Below are 20,516 nucleotides of genomic sequence, written 5' to 3' on the forward strand. Positions count from 1 at the left end.
ATTGCGGGCGTTAATAAGAGGAGAAACTGTATGACTACATTACGTCAGCCTTACTACGAACTTAGCCCAACGGTATATAACGCGCTGGTGCAGGCCAAAACGGCGCTGGAAAATAGCACGCTGGAAACTACGCTGATGGAGTTAGTTTATTTGCGCGTCTCGCAAATCAATGGTTGCGCATTTTGTCTGGAGATGCACAGCAAAGCATTACGCAAATCCGGTGTGCCGCAGCATAAGCTGGATGCCCTGGCAGGCTGGCGCGTAAGCCATCATTTTGACGATCGCGAGCGGGCGGCGCTGGCATGGGCGGAATCGGTGACCGATATTGCCCGAACCCATGCGGAAGACGACGTTTATCAGCCTTTGCTTGAGCATTTCAGCGCAGCAGAAATCAGCGACTTAACATTTGCCATCGGGCTGATGAATTGCTTTAACCGCCTGGCCGTTTCCATGCGGATGTAACTTCCTGATGCCGGGCAATCACCCGGCAAAAAAACACAAAATCCCCTACCCCGTTGAGCCATTCATCGGTGGTGTAATCAATCTAAAATTCCCATATCTTGTATGGTTGAATCTTTTTTCAACTACATCTAGTATCTCTGTATCAACAGAGAGACAACCCGACGCGTATCATCGCGCCGTATCTTCATTTTAAACGGAAATACGAATCATGCGCATTACTATTTACACTCGTAACGATTGCGTTCAGTGCCACGCCACCAAACGGGCGATGGAAAACCGGGGCTTTGATTTTGAAATGATTAATGTCGATCGCGTTCCTGAAGCGGCGGAAGCGTTACGTGCTCAGGGCTTTCGTCAGTTGCCGGTAGTGATTGCAGGCGATCTTAGCTGGTCTGGTTTCCGCCCGGACATGATCAATCGTCTGCATCCAGCGCCACACGCGGCCAGTGCATGAGCCAACTCGTCAACTTTTCCAGCAGCTCCGAAAATACGCAGCGTTTTATCGAACGTTTAGGACTGCCCGCGGTGCGCATCCCGCTCAATGAGCGGGAACGGATTCAGGTAGACGAGCCTTACATCCTGATCGTGCCCTCTTACGGCGGCGGCGGTACGGCTGGCGCGGTGCCACGACAGGTAATTCGCTTTTTAAACGACGAGCACAACCGGGCGTTGCTTCGCGGCGTTATTGCTTCGGGTAATCGCAACTTTGGTGAGGCGTATGGCCGCGCCGGAGATGTGATAGCCCGGAAATGCGGCGTGCCGTGGCTGTACCGCTTTGAACTCATGGGTACGCAAAGCGATATCGAAAACGTTCGTAAAGGAGTAACCGAATTTTGGCAACGACAACCGCAGAACGCCTGACGCAGGAAACGATGGATTACCACGCTCTGAATGCGATGCTTAACCTTTACGATAGCGCAGGTCGCATTCAGTTCGATAAAGATCGCCAGGCCGTTGACGCCTTTATGGCGACGCATGTACGCCCGAACAGTGTGACCTTCAGTAGCCAGCAGCAGCGCCTGAACTGGCTGGTCAACGAAGGTTACTATGATGAAAACGTCCTCAACCGCTACTCTCGCGATTTTGTCATTACACTGTTTGCCCACGCACACGCCAGCGGTTTTCGTTTTCAGACATTCCTCGGAGCATGGAAGTTTTACACCAGCTATACGTTGAAGACATTCGACGGTAAGCGTTATCTGGAAGATTTTGCCGATCGAGTCACGATGGTGGCGCTGACGCTGGCACAAGGCGATGAAACACTGGCGACGCAACTGACCGATGAGATGCTGTCAGGACGCTTTCAGCCTGCAACACCGACATTCCTCAACTGCGGTAAACAGCAGCGTGGCGAACTGGTTTCCTGTTTTTTGCTGCGTATTGAAGACAATATGGAGTCGATTGGCCGGGCAGTAAATTCCGCACTACAACTGTCGAAACGCGGCGGCGGCGTGGCATTTTTGCTGTCGAATCTGCGGGAAGCGGGCGCACCAATTAAACGTATTGAAAATCAATCCTCTGGCGTGATTCCGGTGATGAAAATGCTGGAGGACGCATTTTCTTATGCCAACCAGCTCGGCGCTCGTCAGGGTGCTGGCGCAGTCTATTTACATGCTCATCATCCCGATATTCTGCGTTTTCTCGATACAAAGCGGGAAAATGCCGACGAGAAAATCCGCATTAAAACACTGTCGCTGGGCGTGGTTATCCCGGATATCACCTTCCATCTGGCAAAAGAGAATGCGAAGATGGCGCTGTTTTCGCCCTATGACGTTGAGCGAGTTTATGGCAAGCCGTTTGCCGATATCGCCATCAGCGAACACTATGACGAACTGGTTGCCGATGAACGCATCCGCAAAAAATACATCAACGCCCGTGATTTCTTCCAGCGGCTGGCGGAGATCCAGTTTGAATCCGGCTATCCCTACATCATGTATGAAGACACGGTTAACCGTGCTAACCCTATTGCCGGGCGTATAAATATGAGCAATCTCTGCTCAGAAATTTTGCAGGTTAACAGCGCCTCAGAGTATGACGAGAATCTCGACTATGCCCGCACAGGCCATGATATTTCCTGCAATTTAGGTTCGTTGAATATTGCCCACACCATGGATTCCCCCGACTTTGCCCGCACGGTAGAGATCGCCGTACGCGGTTTAACTGCGGTGTCAGATATGAGTCATATTCGCAGCGTGCCGTCCATCGAAGCCGGAAATGCCGCCTCACACGCCATCGGGCTGGGGCAGATGAATTTACACGGTTACCTGGCGCGAGAAGGCATCGCCTATGGTTCGCCGGAAGCACTGGATTTCACCAATCTCTATTTCTACACCATCACCTGGCACGCGCTGCGTACCTCAATGTTGCTGGCGCGCGAACGCGGTGAAACCTTCGCCGGGTTCAAACAGTCACGCTATGCCAGCGGTGAATATTTTAGCCAATATCTGCAAGGTAACTGGCAACCGAAAACGGCGAAAGTTGGCGAGTTGTTTGCTCGTAGCAGTATCACGTTACCTACCCGCGAAATGTGGGCGCAACTGCGCGACGACGTGATGCGCTATGGCATTTACAACCAGAATCTCCAGGCAGTGCCGCCAACCGGCTCCATCTCTTATATCAACCATGCCACGTCGAGTATTCATCCGATTGTGGCGAAAGTAGAGATACGCAAAGAAGGCAAAACAGGACGCGTTTACTACCCTGCCCCATTTATGACTAACGAGAATCTGGCGCTGTATCAGGACGCTTACGAAATCGGCGCAGAAAAGATCATCGACACCTACGCCGAAGCGACTCGCCATGTCGATCAGGGACTGTCGCTGACGCTGTTTTTCCCTGATACCGCCACCACTCGCGATATCAACAAAGCGCAGATTTATGCCTGGCGTAAAGGTATCAAAACGCTCTACTACATCCGCCTGCGTCAGATGGCGCTGGAAGGTACTGAAATTGAAGGCTGCGTCTCCTGCGCGCTTTAAGGAATATCTATGAAACTCTCACGTATCAGCGCCATCAACTGGAATAAGATATCTGACGATAAAGATCTGGAGGTGTGGAACCGCCTGACCAGCAATTTCTGGCTACCAGAAAAGGTGCCACTATCGAACGATATTCCCGCCTGGCAGACATTAAGTGTCGTAGAACAACAACTGACGATGCGCGTTTTTACTGGCCTGACGCTGCTCGACACGCTGCAAAATGTTATCGGCGCACCTTCGCTGATGCCCGATGCGATCACGCCCCATGAAGAGGCGGTTTTATCGAATATCAGCTTTATGGAAGCGGTTCATGCCCGCTCTTACAGTTCGATTTTCTCGACGCTGTGCCAGACCAAAGATGTCGATGCCGCCTACGCCTGGAGTGAAGAAAACGCGCCGTTGCAGCGAAAAGCACAGATTATTCAGCAACATTATCGCGGTGATAATCCGCTGAAAAAGAAAATCGCCAGTGTGTTTCTTGAATCATTTTTGTTCTATTCCGGTTTCTGGCTACCGATGTATTTCTCCAGCCGCGGAAAGCTAACTAATACCGCAGACCTGATCCGTCTGATTATCCGGGATGAAGCAGTCCACGGTTACTACATCGGCTATAAATATCAGAAAAACCTTGAAAAGATCTCCATGGCACGACGTGAAGAATTGAAGAGTTTCGCCTTCGATATGTTGCTGGAACTCTATGACAACGAGTTGCAATACACCGATGAGCTGTACGCCGAAACCCCGTGGGCTGACGATGTGAAAGCGTTTCTCTGTTACAACGCCAATAAGGCGTTGATGAATCTGGGCTACGAACCGCTATTTCCCGCAGAAATGGCGGAAGTAAATCCGGCAATCCTCGCCGCGCTTTCGCCGAATGCCGATGAAAATCACGATTTCTTTTCCGGTTCAGGCTCTTCATATGTGATGGGAAAAGCGGTCGAAACAGAAGATGAAGACTGGAATTTCTGAGTGTGTTATTTTCAAAAATATCACCAACCACAGTAGGGAAATAATTCCTGCCAAATAGCTTTTTATCACGCAAATATTTTGTGGTGATCTACACTGATACTCTGTTGCATTATTCGCCTGAAACCACAATATTCAGGCGTTTTTTCGCTATCTATGACAAAAAAATATCAACTTTCTCGATTTGCTCTCAGCCCTTATATCATGGGAAATTCCGGCGATTTGCTCGCATCAATATTCATGCCACATTTGCCATCAGGGGTTGCCTCAGATTCTCAGTATGTTAGGGTAGAAAAAAGTGACTATTTCCATTGGGTAATGTATCGACATAAACAAATAACAGGAATCTTTCTATTGCATGGCAATTAAATTAGAAATTAAAAATCTCTATAAAATATTTGGCGAGCATCCTCAGCGAGCGTTCAAATATATCGAACAAGGACTTTCAAAAGAACAAATTCTGGAAAAAACCGGGCTATCGCTTGGCGTAAAAGACGCCAGTCTGGCCATTGAAGAAGGCGAGATATTTGTCATCATGGGATTATCCGGTTCGGGTAAATCCACAATGGTACGCCTTCTCAATCGCCTGATTGAACCCACCCGCGGGCAAGTGCTGATTGATGGTGTGGATATTGCCAAAATATCCGACGCCGAACTCCGTGAGGTGCGCAGAAAAAAGATTGCGATGGTCTTCCAGTCCTTTGCCTTAATGCCGCATATGACCGTGCTGGACAATACTGCATTCGGTATGGAATTGGCCGGAATTAATGCCGAAGAACGCCGGGAAAAAGCCCTTGATGCACTGCGTCAGGTCGGGCTGGAAAATTATGCCCATAGCTACCCGGACGAGCTCTCTGGTGGGATGCGTCAACGCGTCGGATTAGCACGCGCATTAGCAATTAATCCGGATATATTATTAATGGACGAAGCCTTCTCGGCGCTTGATCCATTAATTCGCACTGAGATGCAGGATGAGCTGGTAAAATTACAGGCGAAACATCAACGTACAATTGTCTTTATTTCTCACGATCTCGACGAAGCTATGCGTATTGGCGACCGAATTGCCATTATGCAAAATGGTGAAGTGGTGCAGGTTGGCACACCGGATGAAATTCTCAATAATCCGGCGAATGATTATGTCCGAACCTTCTTCCGTGGCGTCGATATTAGCCAGGTGTTCAGTGCAAAAGATATTGCCCGTCGTACACCGAACGGCTTAATTCGTAAAACCCCCGGCTTCGGCCCGCGTTCTGCACTGAAATTATTGCAGGATGAAGATCGCGAATATGGCTACGTTATCGAACGCGGTAATAGATTTGTCGGTGCAGTGTCTATCGATTCGCTTAAAACCGCGTTAACGCAGCAGCAAGGTCTTGATGCGGCGCTGATTGATGCGCCATTAGCAGTCGATGCGCAAACGCCTCTTAGCGAGTTGCTCTCTCATGTCGGACAAGCGCCCTGTGCGGTGCCCGTGGTCGACGAGGACCAACAGTATGTCGGCATCATTTCGAAAGGAATGCTGCTGCGCGCTTTAGATCGTGAGGGGGTAAATAATGGCTGATCAAAATAATCCGTGGGATACCACGCCAGCGGCGGACAGTGCTGCACAATCTGCAGACGCCTGGGGTACACCGGCGACTGCACCGACTGACGGCGGTGGCGCTGACTGGCTGACCAGTACGCCTGCACCAAACGTCGAGCATTTTAATATTCTCGATCCGTTCCATAAAACGCTGATCCCGCTTGACAGTTGGGTAACTGAAGGGATCGACTGGGTCGTTACCCATTTCCGTCCGGTCTTCCAGGGCGTGCGCGTTCCGGTCGATTACATACTTAACGGTTTCCAGCAATTGCTGCTGGGTATGCCCGCACCGGTGGCGATTATCGTTTTCGCTCTCATCGCCTGGCAGATTTCCGGCATCGGAATGGGCGTGGCGACGCTGATTTCGCTGATTGCTATCGGCGCAATCGGTGCATGGTCGCAGGCAATGGTCACTCTGGCGCTGGTGTTAACCGCCCTACTGTTCTGTATCGTCATCGGTTTGCCATTGGGGATCTGGCTGGCGAGAAGTCCGCGAGCGGCGAAAATTATTCGTCCACTGCTTGATGCCATGCAGACCACGCCAGCGTTTGTTTATCTGGTGCCAATCGTCATGCTGTTTGGCATCGGCAACGTGCCGGGCGTAGTGGTGACTATAATCTTTGCTCTGCCGCCGATTATCCGTCTGACGATTCTTGGTATTAACCAGGTTCCGGCGGATTTAATTGAAGCCTCGCGCTCATTCGGTGCCAGCCCGCGGCAGATGCTGTTCAAAGTTCAGTTACCGCTGGCGATGCCGACCATTATGGCGGGTGTTAACCAGACGCTGATGCTGGCCCTTTCTATGGTGGTCATTGCCTCGATGATTGCCGTCGGTGGGCTGGGTCAGATGGTACTTCGCGGTATCGGTCGTCTGGATATGGGCCTTGCCACCGTTGGCGGCGTCGGGATTGTGATCCTCGCCATTATCCTCGACCGCCTGACGCAGGCCGTTGGGCGCGACTCACGCAGTCGCGGCAACCGTCGCTGGTACACCACTGGCCCTGTCGGTCTGCTGACCCGCCCATTCATTAAGTAACTCTGCACTTGCCCGGTGACGCCGGGCATTATCACCCTGCCAAAAAAAGGAATAACAATGCGACATAGCGTACTTTTTGCGACAGCGTTTGCCACGCTTATCTCTACACAAACTTTTGCTGCCGACCTGCCGGGCAAAGGCATTACTGTTAATCCGGTTCAGAGCACCATCACCGAAGAAACTTTCCAGACGCTGCTGGTCAGCCGCGCGCTGGAGAAATTAGGTTATACCGTCAATAAACCCAGCGAAGTGGATTACAACGTTGGCTACACCTCGCTTGCTTCCGGCGATGCAACCTTCACCGCCGTGAACTGGACGCCACTGCATGACAACATGTACGAAGCTGCCGGTGGCGATAAGAAATTTTATCGTGAAGGAGTATTTGTTAACGGCGCGGCACAGGGTTACCTGATCGATAAGAAAACCGCCGACCAGTATAAAATTACCAACATCGCGCAACTTAAAGATCCGAAGATCGCCAAACTGTTCGATACCAACGGCGACGGTAAAGCGGATTTAACCGGCTGTAACCCAGGCTGGGGCTGCGAAGGTGCGATCAACCACCAGCTTGCCGCGTATGGACTGACCAATACCGTGACGCATAATCAGGGGAACTACGCAGCGATGATGGCTGACACCATCAGTCGTTACAAAGAGGGTAAGCCGGTGTTTTACTACACCTGGACGCCGTACTGGGTGAGTAACGAACTGAAACCGGGGAAAGATGTGGTCTGGTTGCAGGTGCCGTTCTCCGCACTGCCGGGCGATAAAAATGCCGATACCAAACTGCCGAATGGCGCGAATTACGGCTTCCCGGTCAGTACCATGCATATCGTTGCCAACAAAGCCTGGGCCGAGAAAAACCCGGCAGCAGCGAAACTGTTTGCCATTATGCAGTTGCCGGTGGCAGACATTAACGCCCAGAACGCCATCATGCATGACGGCAAAGCCTCAGAAGGCGATATTCAGGGACACGTTGATGGCTGGATCAAAGCCCACCAGCAGCAGTTCGATGGCTGGGTGAATGAGGCGCTGGCAGCGCAGAAGTAATTTTTATTCGGGCGGATAAGGCGCTTTTGCCTCATCCGCCGCTCTGTACACAATGCCTGATGCGATGCGGCCGCGTCTTATCATGCCTACAAACCACACCGCACATTTCAACAATCTATCTTTCATCCCATATTCATCAACATCCGCTATTATTGATTTCCAGCTTAATCATCACCTGATGAACAAAAATAATGACTAAACCTAATCATGAGCTTAGCCCGGCACTGATCGTGCTGATGTCTATCGCCACCGGTCTGGCGGTAGCCAGTAACTATTACGCCCAGCCATTACTCGACACCATCGCGCGTAACTTTTCCCTTTCCGCCAGTTCGGCGGGCTTTATTGTTACCGCCGCGCAGTTGGGCTATGCCGCAGGTCTGCTGTTTCTTGTTCCCCTCGGTGATATGTTTGAACGCCGCCGCCTGATTGTCTCGATGACCTTACTGGCAGCGGGCGGTATGTTGATTACCGCCAGCAGTCAGTCGCTGGCGATGATGATCCTCGGTACGGCATTAACCGGTTTATTCTCGGTCGTGGCACAAATTCTGGTTCCGCTGGCAGCGACGCTGGCTTCACCGGACAAACGCGGCAAAGTGGTCGGCACCATTATGAGCGGGCTGCTGTTGGGGATCTTGCTGGCACGAACCGTTGCCGGGTTGCTGGCAAACCTCGGCGGCTGGCGCACCGTCTTTTGGGTTGCCTCGGTGTTAATGGCACTGATGGCGCTGGCGTTATGGCGCGGCCTGCCGCAGATGAAATCAGAAACCCACCTCAACTATCCACAGTTGTTAGGTTCCGTTTTCAGTATGTTTATCAGCGATAAAATTCTGCGCACCCGCGCGTTGCTGGGCTGCCTGACCTTTGCCAACTTCAGCATTCTCTGGACCTCAATGGCCTTTTTGCTCGCCGCTCCACCTTTTAACTACAGCGATGGCGTCATTGGTCTGTTTGGACTCGCGGGAGCTGCCGGAGCGTTGGGCGCTCGTCCGGCGGGCGGTTTTGCCGATAAGGGCAAATCGCACCACACCACAACTTTCGGTCTGCTGCTGCTGTTACTTTCATGGCTTGCTATCTGGTTTGGCCACACTTCCGTACTGGCCTTGATTATCGGCATCCTGGTGCTGGACCTCACCGTGCAGGGCGTGCATATCACTAACCAGACGGTAATTTATCGAATACACCCTGATGCGCGTAATCGCCTGACCGCAGGTTACATGACCAGCTACTTTATTGGCGGTGCCGCCGGTTCGCTAATTTCAGCCTCAGCCTGGCAACATGGCGGTTGGTCTGGCGTTTGTCTGGCTGGCGCGACGATTGCCCTGGTTAACTTACTGGTCTGGTGGCGAGGTTTTCATCGTCAGGAAGCCGCAAATTAAGCAATCAGCAACCGTTTTCGTGGCTTTACACTTATAAGGGTGTTAAGAAGCCCATCAGTCTGATAAGGTTAAGATATTCATTCAGTCTATTTATAATATTAACAATCGTTAAGCGTACACTCTATGGAAAGCCCTACTCCACAGCCTGCTCCTGGTTCGGCGACCTTCATGGAAGGATGCAAAGACAGTTTACCGATTGTTATTAGTTATATTCCGGTGGCCTTTGCGTTCGGTCTGAATGCGACCCGTCTGGGATTCTCTCCTCTCGAAAGCGTTTTTTTCTCCTGCATCATTTATGCAGGCGCGAGCCAGTTCGTCATTACCGCGATGCTGGCAGCCGGGAGTAGTTTGTGGGTTGCTGCACTGACCGTCATGGCAATGGATGTTCGCCATGTTTTGTATGGCCCGTCACTGCGTAGCCGTATTATTCAGCGTCTGCAAAAATCGAAAACCGCCCTGTGGGCGTTTGGCCTGACGGATGAGGTTTTTGCCGCCGCAACCGCAAAACTGGTACGCAATAATCGCCGCTGGAGCGAGAACTGGATGATCGGCATTGCCTTCAGTTCATGGTCATCGTGGGTATTTGGTACGGTAATAGGGGCATTCTCCGGCAGCGGCTTGCTGCAAGGATATCCCGCCGTTGAAGCAGCATTAGGTTTTATGCTTCCGGCACTCTTTATGAGTTTCCTGCTCGCATCTTTCCAGCGCAAACAATCTCTTTGCGTTACCGCAGCGTTAGTTGGTGCCCTTGCAGGCGTAACGCTATTTTCTATTCCCGTCGCCATTCTGGCAGGCATTGTCTGTGGCTGCCTCACTGCGTTAATCCAGGCATTCTGGCAAGGAGCGCCCGATGAGCTATGAGGTTCTGCTGCTTGGGTTACTGGTTGGCGCGGCGAATTATTGCTTCCGCTATTTGCCGCTGCGCCTGCGTGTGGGTAATGCCCGCCCAACCAAACGTGGCGCGGTAGGTATTTTGCTCGACACCATTGGCATCGCCTCGATATGCGCTCTGCTGGTTGTCTCTACCGCACCAGAAGTGATGCACGATACACGCCGTTTCGTGCCCACTCTGGTCGGCTTCGCGGTACTGGGTGCCAGTTTCTATAAAACACGCAGCATTATCATCCCAACACTGCTTAGTGCGCTGGCCTATGGGCTCGCCTGGAAAGTGATGGCGATTATATAACCCACAAGAATCATTTTTCTAAAACAATACATTTACTTTATTTGTCACTGTCGTTACTATATCGGCTGAAATTAATGAGGTCATACCCAAATGGATAGTTCGTTTACGCCCATTGAACAAATGCTAAAATTTCGCGCCAGCCGCCACGAAGATTTTCCTTATCAGGAGATCCTTCTGACCCGTCTTTGCATGCATATGCAAAGCAAGCTGCTGGAGAACCGCAATAAAATGCTGAAGGCTCAGGGGATTAACGAGACGTTGTTTATGGCGTTGATTACGCTGGAGTCTCAGGAAAACCACAGTATTCAGCCTTCTGAATTGAGTTGTGCTCTTGGATCATCCCGTACCAACGCGACGCGTATTGCCGATGAACTGGAAAAACGCGGTTGGATCGAACGTCGTGAAAGCGATAACGATCGCCGCTGCCTGCATCTGCAATTAACGGAAAAAGGTCACGAGTTTTTGCGCGAAGTTTTACCACCGCAGCATAATTGCCTGCATCAACTCTGGTCCGCGCTCAGCACAACAGAAAAAGATCAGCTCGAGCAATTCACCCGCAAATTGCTCTCCCGTCTCGACCAGATGGAACAAGACGGTGTGGTTCTCGAAGCGATGAGCTAACGCGTCATCTCGCTCAAAAATCCAGATTTATAACAGAAAAAATGACTGGCCAGCATCGCAACATGCTGGCCTTTTTGGCAAGCAGGTCGGCTCAGCCGATGAGTTAAGAAGATCGTGGAGAACAATATGAGCGCAAATGCGGAGACTCAAACCCCGCAGCAACCGGTAAAGAAGAGCGGCAAACGTAAGCGTCTGCTCCTGCTTCTCACCTTGCTCTTTATAATTATTGCCGTAGCGATAGGGATTTATTGGTTTTTAGTACTGCGTCATTTCGAAGAAACCGATGACGCATACGTGGCAGGGAATCAGATTCAAATTATGTCTCAGGTGTCTGGCAGCGTGACGAAAGTCTGGGCCGATAACACCGATTTTGTAAAAGAAGGCGATGTGCTGGTCACTCTCGACCCGACAGATGCTCGCCAGGCGTTTGAAAAAGCCAAAACGGCACTGGCTTCCAGCGTGCGCCAAACCCACCAGCTGATGATTAACAGCAAACAGTTGCAGGCGAATATTGAGGTGCAAAAAATCGCCCTCGCGAAAGCACAAAGCGACTACAACCGCCGTGTGCCGCTGGGCAATGCCAACCTGATTGGTCGCGAAGAGCTGCAACACGCCCGCGACGCGGTGACCAGTGCCCAGGCGCAACTGGATGTCGCCATTCAACAATACAATGCCAATCAGGCGATGATTCTGGGGACTAAACTGGAAGATCAGCCTGCCGTGCAACAGGCTGCCACCGAAGTACGTAACGCCTGGCTGGCGCTGGAGCGTACCCGTATTGTCAGTCCGATGACCGGTTATGTCTCCCGCCGAGCAGTACAGCCTGGGGCGCAAATTAGCCCAACGACGCCGCTGATGGCGGTCGTTCCAGCCACCAATATGTGGGTGGATGCCAACTTTAAAGAGACGCAGATTGCCAATATGCGCATCGGTCAGCCGGTCACCATCACCACGGATATTTACGGCGATGATGTGAAATACACCGGTAAAGTGGTTGGTCTGGATATGGGGACAGGTAGCGCGTTCTCGCTGCTTCCGGCGCAAAATGCCACTGGTAACTGGATAAAAGTTGTTCAGCGTCTGCCTGTACGTATTGAACTGGACCAAAAACAGCTGGAACAATACCCGCTGCGTATCGGTTTATCCACGCTGGTGAGCGTCAATACCACTAACCGTGACGGTCAGGTACTGGCAAATAAAGTACGTTCTACGCCGGTAGCGGTGAGCACCGCGCGTGAAATAAGCCTGGCTCCTGTCAATAAACTGATCGACGATATCGTAAAAGCTAACGCTGGCTAATCCAGAGGTGCGTGTAATGCAACAGCAAAAACCGCTGGAAGGCGCGCAACTGGTCATTATGACGATTGCGCTGTCACTAGCGACATTCATGCAGGTGCTGGACTCCACCATTGCTAACGTGGCGATCCCCACTATCGCCGGGAATCTGGGCTCATCGCTCAGCCAGGGAACGTGGGTAATCACTTCTTTCGGGGTGGCGAATGCCATCTCGATCCCGCTTACCGGCTGGCTGGCAAAACGTGTTGGGGAAGTGAAGCTGTTCCTCTGGTCGACCATCGCCTTTGCTATTGCATCGTGGGCATGTGGTGTCTCCAGCAGCCTGAATATGCTGATCTTCTTCCGCGTGATTCAGGGGATTGTCGCCGGGCCATTGATCCCGCTTTCGCAAAGTCTATTGCTGAATAACTACCCGCCAGCCAAACGCTCGATCGCGCTGGCGTTGTGGTCGATGACGGTGATTGTCGCGCCAATTTGCGGCCCGATCCTCGGCGGTTATATCAGCGATAATTACCACTGGGGCTGGATATTCTTCATCAACGTGCCGATTGGCGTGGCGGTGGTGTTGATGACACTGCAAACCCTGCGCGGACGCGAAACCCGCACCGAACGGCGGCGGATTGATGCCGTGGGGCTGGCACTGCTGGTGATTGGTATCGGCAGCCTGCAGATTATGCTCGACCGCGGTAAAGAGCTGGACTGGTTCTCATCGCAGGAAATAATCATCCTCACCGTGGTGGCGGTGGTGGCTATCTGCTTCCTGATTGTCTGGGAGCTGACCGACGATAACCCGATAGTCGATCTGTCGTTGTTTAAGTCGCGCAACTTCACCATCGGCTGCTTGTGTATCAGCCTCGCGTATATGCTCTACTTCGGCGCGATTGTTCTGCTGCCGCAGTTGTTGCAGGAGGTCTACGGTTACACGGCGACCTGGGCAGGTTTGGCCTCTGCGCCGGTAGGGATTATTCCGGTGATCCTGTCGCCGATTATCGGCCGCTTCGCGCATAAACTGGATATGCGGCGGCTGGTAACCTTCAGCTTTATTATGTATGCCGTCTGCTTCTACTGGCGTGCCTATACCTTTGAACCGGGTATGGATTTTGGTGCGTCGGCCTGGCCGCAGTTTATCCAGGGCTTCGCAGTGGCCTGCTTCTTTATGCCGCTGACCACCATTACGCTGTCTGGTTTGCCACCGGAACGACTGGCGGCGGCATCGAGCCTCTCTAACTTTACGCGAACGCTGGCGGGGTCTATCGGCACATCCATCACCACCACCATGTGGACTAACCGCGAGTCGATGCACCACGCACAGTTAACCGAGTCGGTAAACCCGTTTAACCCGAACGCTCAGGCGATGTACAGCCAACTGGAAGGGCTGGGGATGACGCAACAACAGGCATCAGGCTGGATTGCCCAGCAGATCACCAATCAGGGGCTGATTATTTCCGCCAATGAGATCTTCTGGATGTCAGCCGGGATATTCCTCGTCCTGCTGGGGCTGGTGTGGTTTGCTAAACCGCCATTTGGCGCAGGTGGCGGCGGAGGCGGTGCGCACTAAGGTTGTCAAAGGGAGCTGCGGCTCCCTTTTTATTTGCTCATTCTGTAAACGGTTGTTTTATCATCTCAAACGGTGTATCTTTTCGCCGCCCCAAACTCTTCCATTCACCATTAACCGGTTCTGAGCATTCGCTCAGGTTGTTAATTCTCTTTTTCCTTCGCCCTCGCTTTCGCGGGTGATACTCACATTTTTCTTTTAACCCCATAACTCGCACCCTCGCGGGCGTACATTTATTACACACAAAATAATGGATTATTATGAATACCCAACGGAAATACGGGAGAACCTGGCATTATCCTTTCTCCCCTGGCACCACCAGCGATGACCGTATTAATGCCGATTACTGGCAGGATTTACAGGCCATCACGCAATTGGTGCATACAGAAAAACTCGACGGCGAAAATAACTGCCTTAACCGCTACGGCGTGTTTGCCCGTTCCCATGCTGCGCCTACGCAGTCGGCATGGACTTATAAAATTCGCCAGCGTTGGCAACTGCTGAAAAACGATCTCGGCGATCTGGAACTGTTTGGTGAAAATCTCTACGCCGTTCATTCCATTGAATACCGCGCCCTGGAACAGGACTTTTACCTGTTTGCCGTTCGCTGCCAGGATATGTGGCTGAGCTGGGAAGAGGTGCAGTTTTACGCCGCTCTGTTTGATTTCCCCTGCGTTCCCGAAATCTCCGGCCCGCAGCCGGGGAATGATGAAAAAAGCTGGCAACGTGATTTTCTGGCGCTGACCAATGCGCGCGGCGCGTTCGATCCCTGGGATACACAAACCGGGCAACCCTGTACGCTGGAAGGCATTGTCAGCCGGAATCGTGATGCGTTTTCCGTCGCTGACTTTTCGCATAACGTCTTCAAGTATGTGCGCAAAAATCATGTCAAAACCACCGAGCACTGGAAACGCCACTGGCGACGGGCGCGGATGGCCCATGAGTTCGCTTATGGAGAACAGTCATGATTTGGCAACTTACCGACGACAAACGCTGGTCGACGCTACGCCAGCGTTTTAGCTGGGTTGAGGATATGCATAACACGCCGCAAGACCCGGAGCATCATGGTGAAGGCGACGTTGGTGTGCATACTGAAATGGTGCTGAACGCACTCGTTGCGATGGCTGAGTTTCAGCAACTCCCCGCTCAGCAGCAGGAAATTTTATGGGCGGCGGCGTTATTGCATGACGTTGAAAAGCGCAGTACTACCGTGCAGGAAAACGGACGTATTCAGTCCCCTGGTCATGCTCGTCGGGGGGAATTGACGGCCCGACAAATTTTATGGCGCGATATCCCGACGCCGTTCGTGCTACGCGAGCAAATTGTTGCACTGGTGCGTCTGCATGGGTTACCGCTATGGTTACTGGAACGTCCGGAACCGGAGCGTTTGCTGCTCACGGCTGCAATGCGTATCGACACACGTCTGCTCGCTTTGCTTGCTCGTGCCGATCTGCTTGGTCGCCATTGTCATGATCAGCAATCAATGCTGGAACGCATCGATCTGTTCGAGCTATTTTGCCAGGAGCAACAATGCTGGGGAAAAGTGCGTTCATTCGCTTCGGATTCCGCACGCTGGCATTACCTGACCCATGAACAAAGTTCTCCTGATTTTGTTCCCTGGGAGGCTGAATCTTTTGAGGTTATTTTGCTGTGTGGTTTACCGGGTATGGGCAAAGATCGCTTTATCAGTGAACAGTGCCAGAGAGTGAACGTTATCAGCCTTGATGATATGCGGCGGCGAATCAATGCCAGTCCGGACGACAAAACCGCCACCGGGCGTATTGTGCAACAGGCAAAAGAAGAAGCGCGCGTTTTTTTACGCCAGAAGAAGCCGTTCATCTGGAATGCAACGAACATTACCCGCCAGTTGCGTAGCCAGCTCATCAGTCTATTTACGGCTTACGGTGCACGAGTAAAAATCGTTTATCTGGAAGTACCGTGGGCGCAATGGAAGCAGCAAAATGCCAGGCGCGAGTATGCCGTTCCTGAAGCGGTCGTGATGCGGATGGCCTCAAGGCTGGAAGTTCCTCAACCTGATGAAGCACATAGCGTGGAATATCGGGTGACTGACAGGTAATAAAAGCCGGGCGGTGATTTCACCAGCCCGGCCTCTTCTGCTTAAACTGACTAGATGTGCAATTCCTGCAACTTCTCTTTTGGCAGTGCCAGTTCTTCATTACTGTTAATGCGTACATCGCGCTCCAGAATGCTACGCGCAATATCCTGCGCTTCCTGCAACGAATGCATCTGGTAAGTGCCACACTGGTAGACGTTCAGTTCCGGGATCTGATTCTGATCCTGCACTTTCAGCACGTCTTCCATTGCCGCTTTCCAGGCATTAGCGACACGCTGCTCATCTGGCGTACCAATCAGACTCATATAAAAACCGGTGCGGCAGCCCATTGGCGAGATATCGATAATCTCTACGCCATTACCGTTAAGATGGTTACGCATAAAACCAGCAAACAGGTGCTCCAGGGTATGGATCCCTCTTTCTGGCATCACTTCTTTGTTCGGCACGCAGAAGCGCAGATCGAACACGATGATTGCGTCGCCATGCGGGGTGTTCATTGTTTTCGCCACCCGAACTGCAGGCGCTTCCATCCGGGTATGATCGACTGTGAAGCTATCTAACAACGGCATTTAGCCACCTCCGGTATTTTTTTTAAAAATTTTCTGAACTCTTTCTTCCCAGGCGAGTCTGAGTATATGAAAGACGCGCATTTGTTATCATCATCCCTGAATTCAGAGATGAAATTTTGGCCACTCACGAGTGGCCTTTTTCTTTTCTGTCAGGCGTGTTTTTCCAGCCACACCGCAAACGGTTCGGTATCAGCGGCTTCCATTTCCTGCTGACGGCGTTCAGACGCCTCGCGCTCAGCTACAAAATCCTCTTCGCGCAGAATTTCCAGCGGCTCTTCACGCAGCAGATTACGGTACGCTTCAGCAAACGCTTTACCTGTTCCGCCAATACCATTATCAATCATAGACCTTAAGATACGGGCAGAGAAAGTCAGATCGGGATTATCGAAGCAGGCGACCAGTTCATCACACACTTTCTGGTACGCTTCGCCGCCGTTAATGCTATCCAGCGTTTGCGCCACGCGTTTCAGATCGCGGAACAAATCTTTCCCCACCTGCGGCAACGGGAACTGCGCGGTTTCGCAGCCGATACCCAGCGTCAGGCCCGGTTTGCGACCTTCGAGGATCACCCGGTTCCAGTTAACGCGTGTACAGGCAAGCTCGCTACTGCTCATTTCCGGTGCATCAGCCAGCGCACACCAGACCATAAACAGATCGAGGAATCGCACCTGTTGTTCATCTACACCAATCGGCGAGAACGGGTTGATGTCCAGCGAACGCACTTCAATATATTCAATGCCGCCACGTAACAGTGCATCAGAAGGCGACTCGCCGCTGCGGGTAACGCGTTTTGGACGAATCGGCGCGTACAGTTCGTTTTCAATCTGCAGCACATTGCTGTTGATTTGCAACCGCTTACCGTCTTTCTCAATACCAATCTTTGCGTACTCTTCCGATGGCGTTTTGATTGCCTGTTTAAGGCCCGCTACGTACTCGTAGAGATCGTTGAAGGTGATACCAAGATTGCTTTGCGATTTATTGGTATAGCCAAGATCGCTCAAACGAAGAGAGGTTGCATAGGGCAGGTAATACATACCGCACTCGGTTTTCTCAAACGGCAACGACGTTGGTTTTCCTTGCAAGAAAGAAGAACAAATCGCCGGAGACGCGCCAAACAGATAAGGAATGACCCAACCGAAACGATAGTAATTGCGAATAACGCGGAAATAGCCCGCAGAAATTTTCTCTTTGGCATCAGCGCCCGAGATATCGCCGCACTTCGCTTGCCAGAATGCCATTGGCAAAGAGAAATTGTAGTGCACGCCGGAAATGGTTTGCATCAGCGCGCCGTAGCGATTTTTCAGCCCTTCACGGTACAGCGTTTTAAAGCGTCCGGTGTTAGAAGTGCCGTACTGTGCCAGTTCGATGTCCTGACCTTCTGCGATGTAGCATGGCATACTTAACGGCCACATCCGCTCATCGCCCATATTGCGCGCCGTATAGCGATGCAGATCGCGCATAAAGGTCAGCATATGTTCAATATCACCATCCACTGGTGTAATGAATTCCAGCAATGCTTCCGCAAAATCGGTAGTAATCCATTTGTGCGTCAGTGCGGAACCTAATGCTTCAGGATGACCTGTTGTTGCCAGTGTGCCATCAGCATTAACACGCAAAGTTTCGCGCTCAAGCCCACGCTGTATCCCCTTTAACGCCTGAGGATGTTTTTCCAGCCAGGCCAGCGCCTGTGATACGTCCGGGATCAAATTGACCTCCCGCCTGTCAAAATCGTTTTAATTAGCATAACTGTAATGGTGACCATGTGTGCAGGCCTACAATTAGTGCCACCATATCATGCCCTGAACGGTCGCTGCTGCAACTGCAACATAACGTAACGCTTTACCAAGACACAAAAAAAAGATTACTGGCCCCCAGGAGATGCGCATCCATCCCGCTAACAGACACAGTAAATCGCCAACCACGGGCATCCAGCTTAATAATAGCGTGACTGCACCATAGCGTTTCAGCCAACCAGTAGCTTTCTCTTGCCAGCGCGATGTTTTACGCAATGGAAAGAAACGCCCAAGAATAACGTTAGTTAACCCTCCAAGGCTATTACCCATTATTGCTGTTAACACTAAAACCCAGGGATGACTTACCCCGGAAAGCAACATTGCAACCAGCACGACTTCGGAATTACCGGGTAATAGTGTAGCGCTGAGGAAACTACTGGCAAACAACGAGAAAAGCGATAAAGCTTCACTCACAGCAAGCGAACATCCACAGCGTCCATGCCTGCAGCACGGGCCGCCTGAATACCGAAATCAGCATCTTCAAAGACCACACACTGCGTTGGTTGCACGCCCATACGCTGCGCGCACAACAAAAATGTGTCTGGCGCAGGTTTATGATGTTTGACGTGATCGGCAGCAACGACGGCGTCAAAATAACGGCGTAATCCCAGGTGCGTTAGCAGTGCCTCAGCGATGGCGCTTTCACTCCCCGTTCCTACAGCCATTGGTCGACGTCCGTGCCAGCTTTTCACCACTTCAACAAGGGGGAGTGGTTCGACGCTATCGAGTAACATGCTTCTGACTGCTTCTGTTTTTTCACGCGCCAGCGCATGCGGGTCGAGATCGGCCTGATTCAGTTCAATAATCGCCTGAGCAATGCGCCACGTGGGCGAGCCATTAAGCGCAATCATCGACTGAACATCGTACTGAAGACCGTAGTGCCCTAATACTTCGCGCCACGCTTTACGGTGCGTAGGCTCCGTATCCAGGATTGTGCCATCCATATCAAAAATTAAACCTGCATAACGCTCGTACATGGTCTTCTCGCAAGTCGAAAAATATGACGCTACTTTAGCGTAATTGCTTGATTTTGTCGCTGATGGCGAAGGAGAAGAATATTCAGGAAATGGATAAAATAGTTATTTAGAAATGAAATATTTTTGAAGGGGATTTTTTGGAGGAGATGGTGCCTGCGGTTAGTACCGCTACCTCTTCGATACGTTCATTGCTGAAGGTTACGGAGAATATGGTGCATCCGGGAGGATTCGAACCTCCGACCGCTCGGTTCGTAGCCGAGTACTCTATCCAGCTGAGCTACGGATGCATCGGGAAAACTTATTTTACTGCTGATATTGATACCGCTACTAAAGCCATATCAAATAAGAAAATCCATCTTAACCATCATCACTGATGATTACGGAGAATATGGTGCATCCGGGAGGATTCGAACCTCCGACCGCTCGGTTCGTAGCCGAGTACTCTATCCAGCTGAGCTACGGATGCATCGGGAAATTTATTTTACTGCTGATATTGATACCGCTACTAAAGCCATATCAAGTAAGAGATGGTGCATCCGGGAGGATTCGAACCTCCGACCGCTCGGTTCGTAGCCGAGTACTCTATCCAGCTGAGCTACGGATGCATCGGGAAACTTACTTTACTGCAGATTTTTTGATACCGCTACTAAAGCCGTATCAAGTAAGAGATGGTGCATCCGGGAGGATTACTCGCCTTACGGCTCGCCCTTCGGGCCGTTGCTAAAGCAACGTTATCCTCCCTGGTGCTTGCGGTTAGTACCGCCACCTCTTCGACACCTTCATTGCTGAAGATTTCGTAGAATATGGTGCATCCGGGAGGATTCGAACCTCCGACCGCTCGGTTCGTAGCCGAGTACTCTATCCAGCTGAGCTACGGATGCAAATGGCGGTGAGGCGGGGATTCGAACCCCGGATGCAGCTTTTGACCGCATACTCCCTTAGCAGGGGAGCGCCTTCAGCCTCTCGGCCACCTCACCACACGCCTCTTACGAGTG

Annotated in this window: 20 protein-coding genes and 5 tRNA genes; 16 read left to right on the forward strand and 9 right to left on the reverse strand. The window is 51.6% G+C overall.

The annotated features are described in order from the left end of the window. Nucleotides 1–30: 30 nt before the first annotated feature. From QUE34_RS16375 to QUE34_RS16450, 16 genes are all read left to right on the forward strand, one after another. On the forward strand, nt 31–462 hold the full coding sequence (locus QUE34_RS16375; protein WP_000209820.1) for a carboxymuconolactone decarboxylase family protein: 432 nt from the start codon (nt 31–33) through the stop codon (nt 460–462). A gap of 208 nt (nt 463–670) precedes the next feature. Further along, the gene (gene nrdH, locus QUE34_RS16380; protein ID WP_001223227.1) at nt 671–916 is read left to right on the forward strand and encodes a glutaredoxin-like protein NrdH; all 246 of its coding nucleotides are present in this window, start codon (nt 671–673) and stop codon (nt 914–916) included. After that, nucleotides 913–1,323: a class Ib ribonucleoside-diphosphate reductase assembly flavoprotein NrdI gene (gene nrdI / locus QUE34_RS16385; protein WP_105268759.1), complete on the forward strand. Its 411-nt coding sequence runs from the start codon at nt 913–915 to the stop codon at nt 1,321–1,323. The genes nrdH and nrdI overlap by 4 nt, the downstream gene beginning before the upstream one ends. Then, nucleotides 1,296–3,440, forward strand: a complete 2,145-nt coding sequence (nrdE, locus tag QUE34_RS16390; protein ID WP_032303623.1) for a class 1b ribonucleoside-diphosphate reductase subunit alpha — start codon at nt 1,296–1,298, stop codon at nt 3,438–3,440. Before nrdI ends, nrdE begins: the two co-directional genes overlap by 28 nt. Nucleotides 3,441–3,449: 9 nt before the next feature. Then, nucleotides 3,450–4,409, forward strand: a complete 960-nt coding sequence (gene nrdF / locus QUE34_RS16395) for a class 1b ribonucleoside-diphosphate reductase subunit beta (RefSeq protein WP_032303624.1) — start codon at nt 3,450–3,452, stop codon at nt 4,407–4,409. 355 nt (nt 4,410–4,764) lie between these two features. After that, complete coding sequence (gene proV / locus QUE34_RS16400; protein ID WP_000985497.1) at nt 4,765–5,967, forward strand: glycine betaine/L-proline ABC transporter ATP-binding protein ProV; 1,203 nt, start codon at nt 4,765–4,767, stop codon at nt 5,965–5,967. Beyond that, nucleotides 5,960–7,024 (forward strand): glycine betaine/L-proline ABC transporter permease ProW, encoded by a 1,065-nt coding sequence (proW, locus tag QUE34_RS16405; RefSeq protein WP_032303625.1) that lies wholly within the window; start codon nt 5,960–5,962, stop codon nt 7,022–7,024. The genes proV and proW overlap by 8 nt, the downstream gene beginning before the upstream one ends. Nucleotides 7,025–7,081: 57 nt before the next feature. Further along, the gene (gene proX, locus QUE34_RS16410; protein ID WP_001216531.1) at nt 7,082–8,074 is read left to right on the forward strand and encodes a glycine betaine/L-proline ABC transporter substrate-binding protein ProX; all 993 of its coding nucleotides are present in this window, start codon (nt 7,082–7,084) and stop codon (nt 8,072–8,074) included. Between the two features lie 191 nt (nt 8,075–8,265). After that, on the forward strand, nt 8,266–9,450 hold the full coding sequence (locus QUE34_RS16415; RefSeq protein ID WP_032303629.1) for an MFS transporter: 1,185 nt from the start codon (nt 8,266–8,268) through the stop codon (nt 9,448–9,450). Nucleotides 9,451–9,573: 123 nt separating this feature from the next. Further along, nucleotides 9,574–10,311: an L-valine exporter subunit YgaZ gene (gene ygaZ / locus QUE34_RS16420; RefSeq protein WP_000445658.1), complete on the forward strand. Its 738-nt coding sequence runs from the start codon at nt 9,574–9,576 to the stop codon at nt 10,309–10,311. After that, complete coding sequence (gene ygaH / locus QUE34_RS16425; RefSeq protein WP_000119749.1) at nt 10,301–10,636, forward strand: L-valine transporter subunit YgaH; 336 nt, start codon at nt 10,301–10,303, stop codon at nt 10,634–10,636. The genes ygaZ and ygaH overlap by 11 nt, the downstream gene beginning before the upstream one ends. A 90-nt stretch (nt 10,637–10,726) precedes the next feature. Beyond that, complete coding sequence (gene emrR / locus QUE34_RS16430) at nt 10,727–11,257, forward strand: multidrug efflux transporter EmrAB transcriptional repressor EmrR (protein WP_105268758.1); 531 nt, start codon at nt 10,727–10,729, stop codon at nt 11,255–11,257. 126 nt (nt 11,258–11,383) lie between these two features. Next, nucleotides 11,384–12,556: a multidrug efflux MFS transporter periplasmic adaptor subunit EmrA gene (emrA, locus tag QUE34_RS16435; protein WP_001295175.1), complete on the forward strand. Its 1,173-nt coding sequence runs from the start codon at nt 11,384–11,386 to the stop codon at nt 12,554–12,556. A gap of 16 nt (nt 12,557–12,572) precedes the next feature. Then, the gene (emrB, locus tag QUE34_RS16440; protein WP_001295176.1) at nt 12,573–14,111 is read left to right on the forward strand and encodes a multidrug efflux MFS transporter permease subunit EmrB; all 1,539 of its coding nucleotides are present in this window, start codon (nt 12,573–12,575) and stop codon (nt 14,109–14,111) included. Between the two features lie 257 nt (nt 14,112–14,368). Next, nucleotides 14,369–15,076 (forward strand): RNA ligase family protein, encoded by a 708-nt coding sequence (locus tag QUE34_RS16445; protein ID WP_032303631.1) that lies wholly within the window; start codon nt 14,369–14,371, stop codon nt 15,074–15,076. Next, nucleotides 15,073–16,185 carry an AAA family ATPase gene (locus QUE34_RS16450; RefSeq protein WP_000638150.1) on the forward strand — a complete coding sequence of 371 codons (1,113 nt, stop codon included), beginning with the start codon at nt 15,073–15,075 and terminating at the stop codon, nt 16,183–16,185. The genes QUE34_RS16445 and QUE34_RS16450 overlap by 4 nt, the downstream gene beginning before the upstream one ends. 50 nt (nt 16,186–16,235) lie before the next feature. Here the strand turns inward: QUE34_RS16450 and luxS are convergent, their stop codons facing one another. The 9 genes from luxS to QUE34_RS16495 form a co-directional block, all read right to left on the reverse strand. Then, nucleotides 16,236–16,751, reverse strand: a complete 516-nt coding sequence (gene luxS / locus QUE34_RS16455; protein WP_032303632.1) for an S-ribosylhomocysteine lyase — start codon at nt 16,749–16,751, stop codon at nt 16,236–16,238. 149 nt (nt 16,752–16,900) lie between these two features. Then, entirely contained in the window at nt 16,901–18,457 is a 1,557-nt protein-coding gene (gene gshA, locus QUE34_RS16460) for a glutamate--cysteine ligase (protein ID WP_032303634.1), read from the reverse strand. 72 nt (nt 18,458–18,529) lie between these two features. After that, a complete protein-coding gene (locus QUE34_RS16465) occupies nt 18,530–18,958 on the reverse strand; it encodes a YqaA family protein (protein WP_032303635.1) in 429 nt (142 codons plus the stop codon). After that, entirely contained in the window at nt 18,955–19,521 is a 567-nt protein-coding gene (gene yqaB / locus QUE34_RS16470) for a fructose-1-phosphate/6-phosphogluconate phosphatase (RefSeq protein WP_032303636.1), read from the reverse strand. The genes QUE34_RS16465 and yqaB overlap by 4 nt, the downstream gene beginning before the upstream one ends. 210 nt (nt 19,522–19,731) lie before the next feature. Beyond that, nucleotides 19,732–19,808 (reverse strand) — tRNA-Arg (locus QUE34_RS16475). Between the two features lie 102 nt (nt 19,809–19,910). Then, nucleotides 19,911–19,987, reverse strand: a tRNA-Arg gene (locus QUE34_RS16480). Nucleotides 19,988–20,049: 62 nt separating this feature from the next. Beyond that, nucleotides 20,050–20,126, reverse strand: a tRNA-Arg gene (locus tag QUE34_RS16485). A 199-nt stretch (nt 20,127–20,325) separates the two neighbouring features. Next, a tRNA-Arg gene (locus QUE34_RS16490) sits at nt 20,326–20,402 on the reverse strand. A 3-nt stretch (nt 20,403–20,405) separates the two neighbouring features. Next, nucleotides 20,406–20,498 (reverse strand) — tRNA-Ser (locus QUE34_RS16495). Between the last annotated feature and the right edge of the window lie 18 nt (nt 20,499–20,516).

The organism is Escherichia sp. KS167_9B (assembly GCF_030295215.1).
Lineage (GTDB): Bacteria > Pseudomonadota > Gammaproteobacteria > Enterobacterales > Enterobacteriaceae > Escherichia > Escherichia coli_F.

Coding starts and splice junctions, on each gene's coding strand:
- QUE34_RS16445 (WP_032303631.1), top strand. CDS start 14,369: ATGAATACCCAACGGAAATACGGGAGAACCTGGCATTATCCTTTCTCC.
- ygaZ (WP_000445658.1), top strand. CDS start 9,574: ATGGAAAGCCCTACTCCACAGCCTGCTCCTGGTTCGGCGACCTTCATG.
- luxS (WP_032303632.1), bottom strand. CDS start 16,751: ATGCCGTTGTTAGATAGCTTCACAGTCGATCATACCCGGATGGAAGCG.
- nrdF (WP_032303624.1), top strand. CDS start 3,450: ATGAAACTCTCACGTATCAGCGCCATCAACTGGAATAAGATATCTGAC.
- QUE34_RS16415 (WP_032303629.1), top strand. CDS start 8,266: ATGACTAAACCTAATCATGAGCTTAGCCCGGCACTGATCGTGCTGATG.
- yqaB (WP_032303636.1), bottom strand. CDS start 19,521: ATGTACGAGCGTTATGCAGGTTTAATTTTTGATATGGATGGCACAATC.
- proX (WP_001216531.1), top strand. CDS start 7,082: ATGCGACATAGCGTACTTTTTGCGACAGCGTTTGCCACGCTTATCTCT.
- nrdH (WP_001223227.1), top strand. CDS start 671: ATGCGCATTACTATTTACACTCGTAACGATTGCGTTCAGTGCCACGCC.
- nrdI (WP_105268759.1), top strand. CDS start 913: ATGAGCCAACTCGTCAACTTTTCCAGCAGCTCCGAAAATACGCAGCGT.
- emrB (WP_001295176.1), top strand. CDS start 12,573: ATGCAACAGCAAAAACCGCTGGAAGGCGCGCAACTGGTCATTATGACG.
- QUE34_RS16450 (WP_000638150.1), top strand. CDS start 15,073: ATGATTTGGCAACTTACCGACGACAAACGCTGGTCGACGCTACGCCAG.
- QUE34_RS16375 (WP_000209820.1), top strand. CDS start 31: ATGACTACATTACGTCAGCCTTACTACGAACTTAGCCCAACGGTATAT.
- emrA (WP_001295175.1), top strand. CDS start 11,384: ATGAGCGCAAATGCGGAGACTCAAACCCCGCAGCAACCGGTAAAGAAG.
- ygaH (WP_000119749.1), top strand. CDS start 10,301: ATGAGCTATGAGGTTCTGCTGCTTGGGTTACTGGTTGGCGCGGCGAAT.
- emrR (WP_105268758.1), top strand. CDS start 10,727: ATGGATAGTTCGTTTACGCCCATTGAACAAATGCTAAAATTTCGCGCC.
- proV (WP_000985497.1), top strand. CDS start 4,765: ATGGCAATTAAATTAGAAATTAAAAATCTCTATAAAATATTTGGCGAG.
- proW (WP_032303625.1), top strand. CDS start 5,960: ATGGCTGATCAAAATAATCCGTGGGATACCACGCCAGCGGCGGACAGT.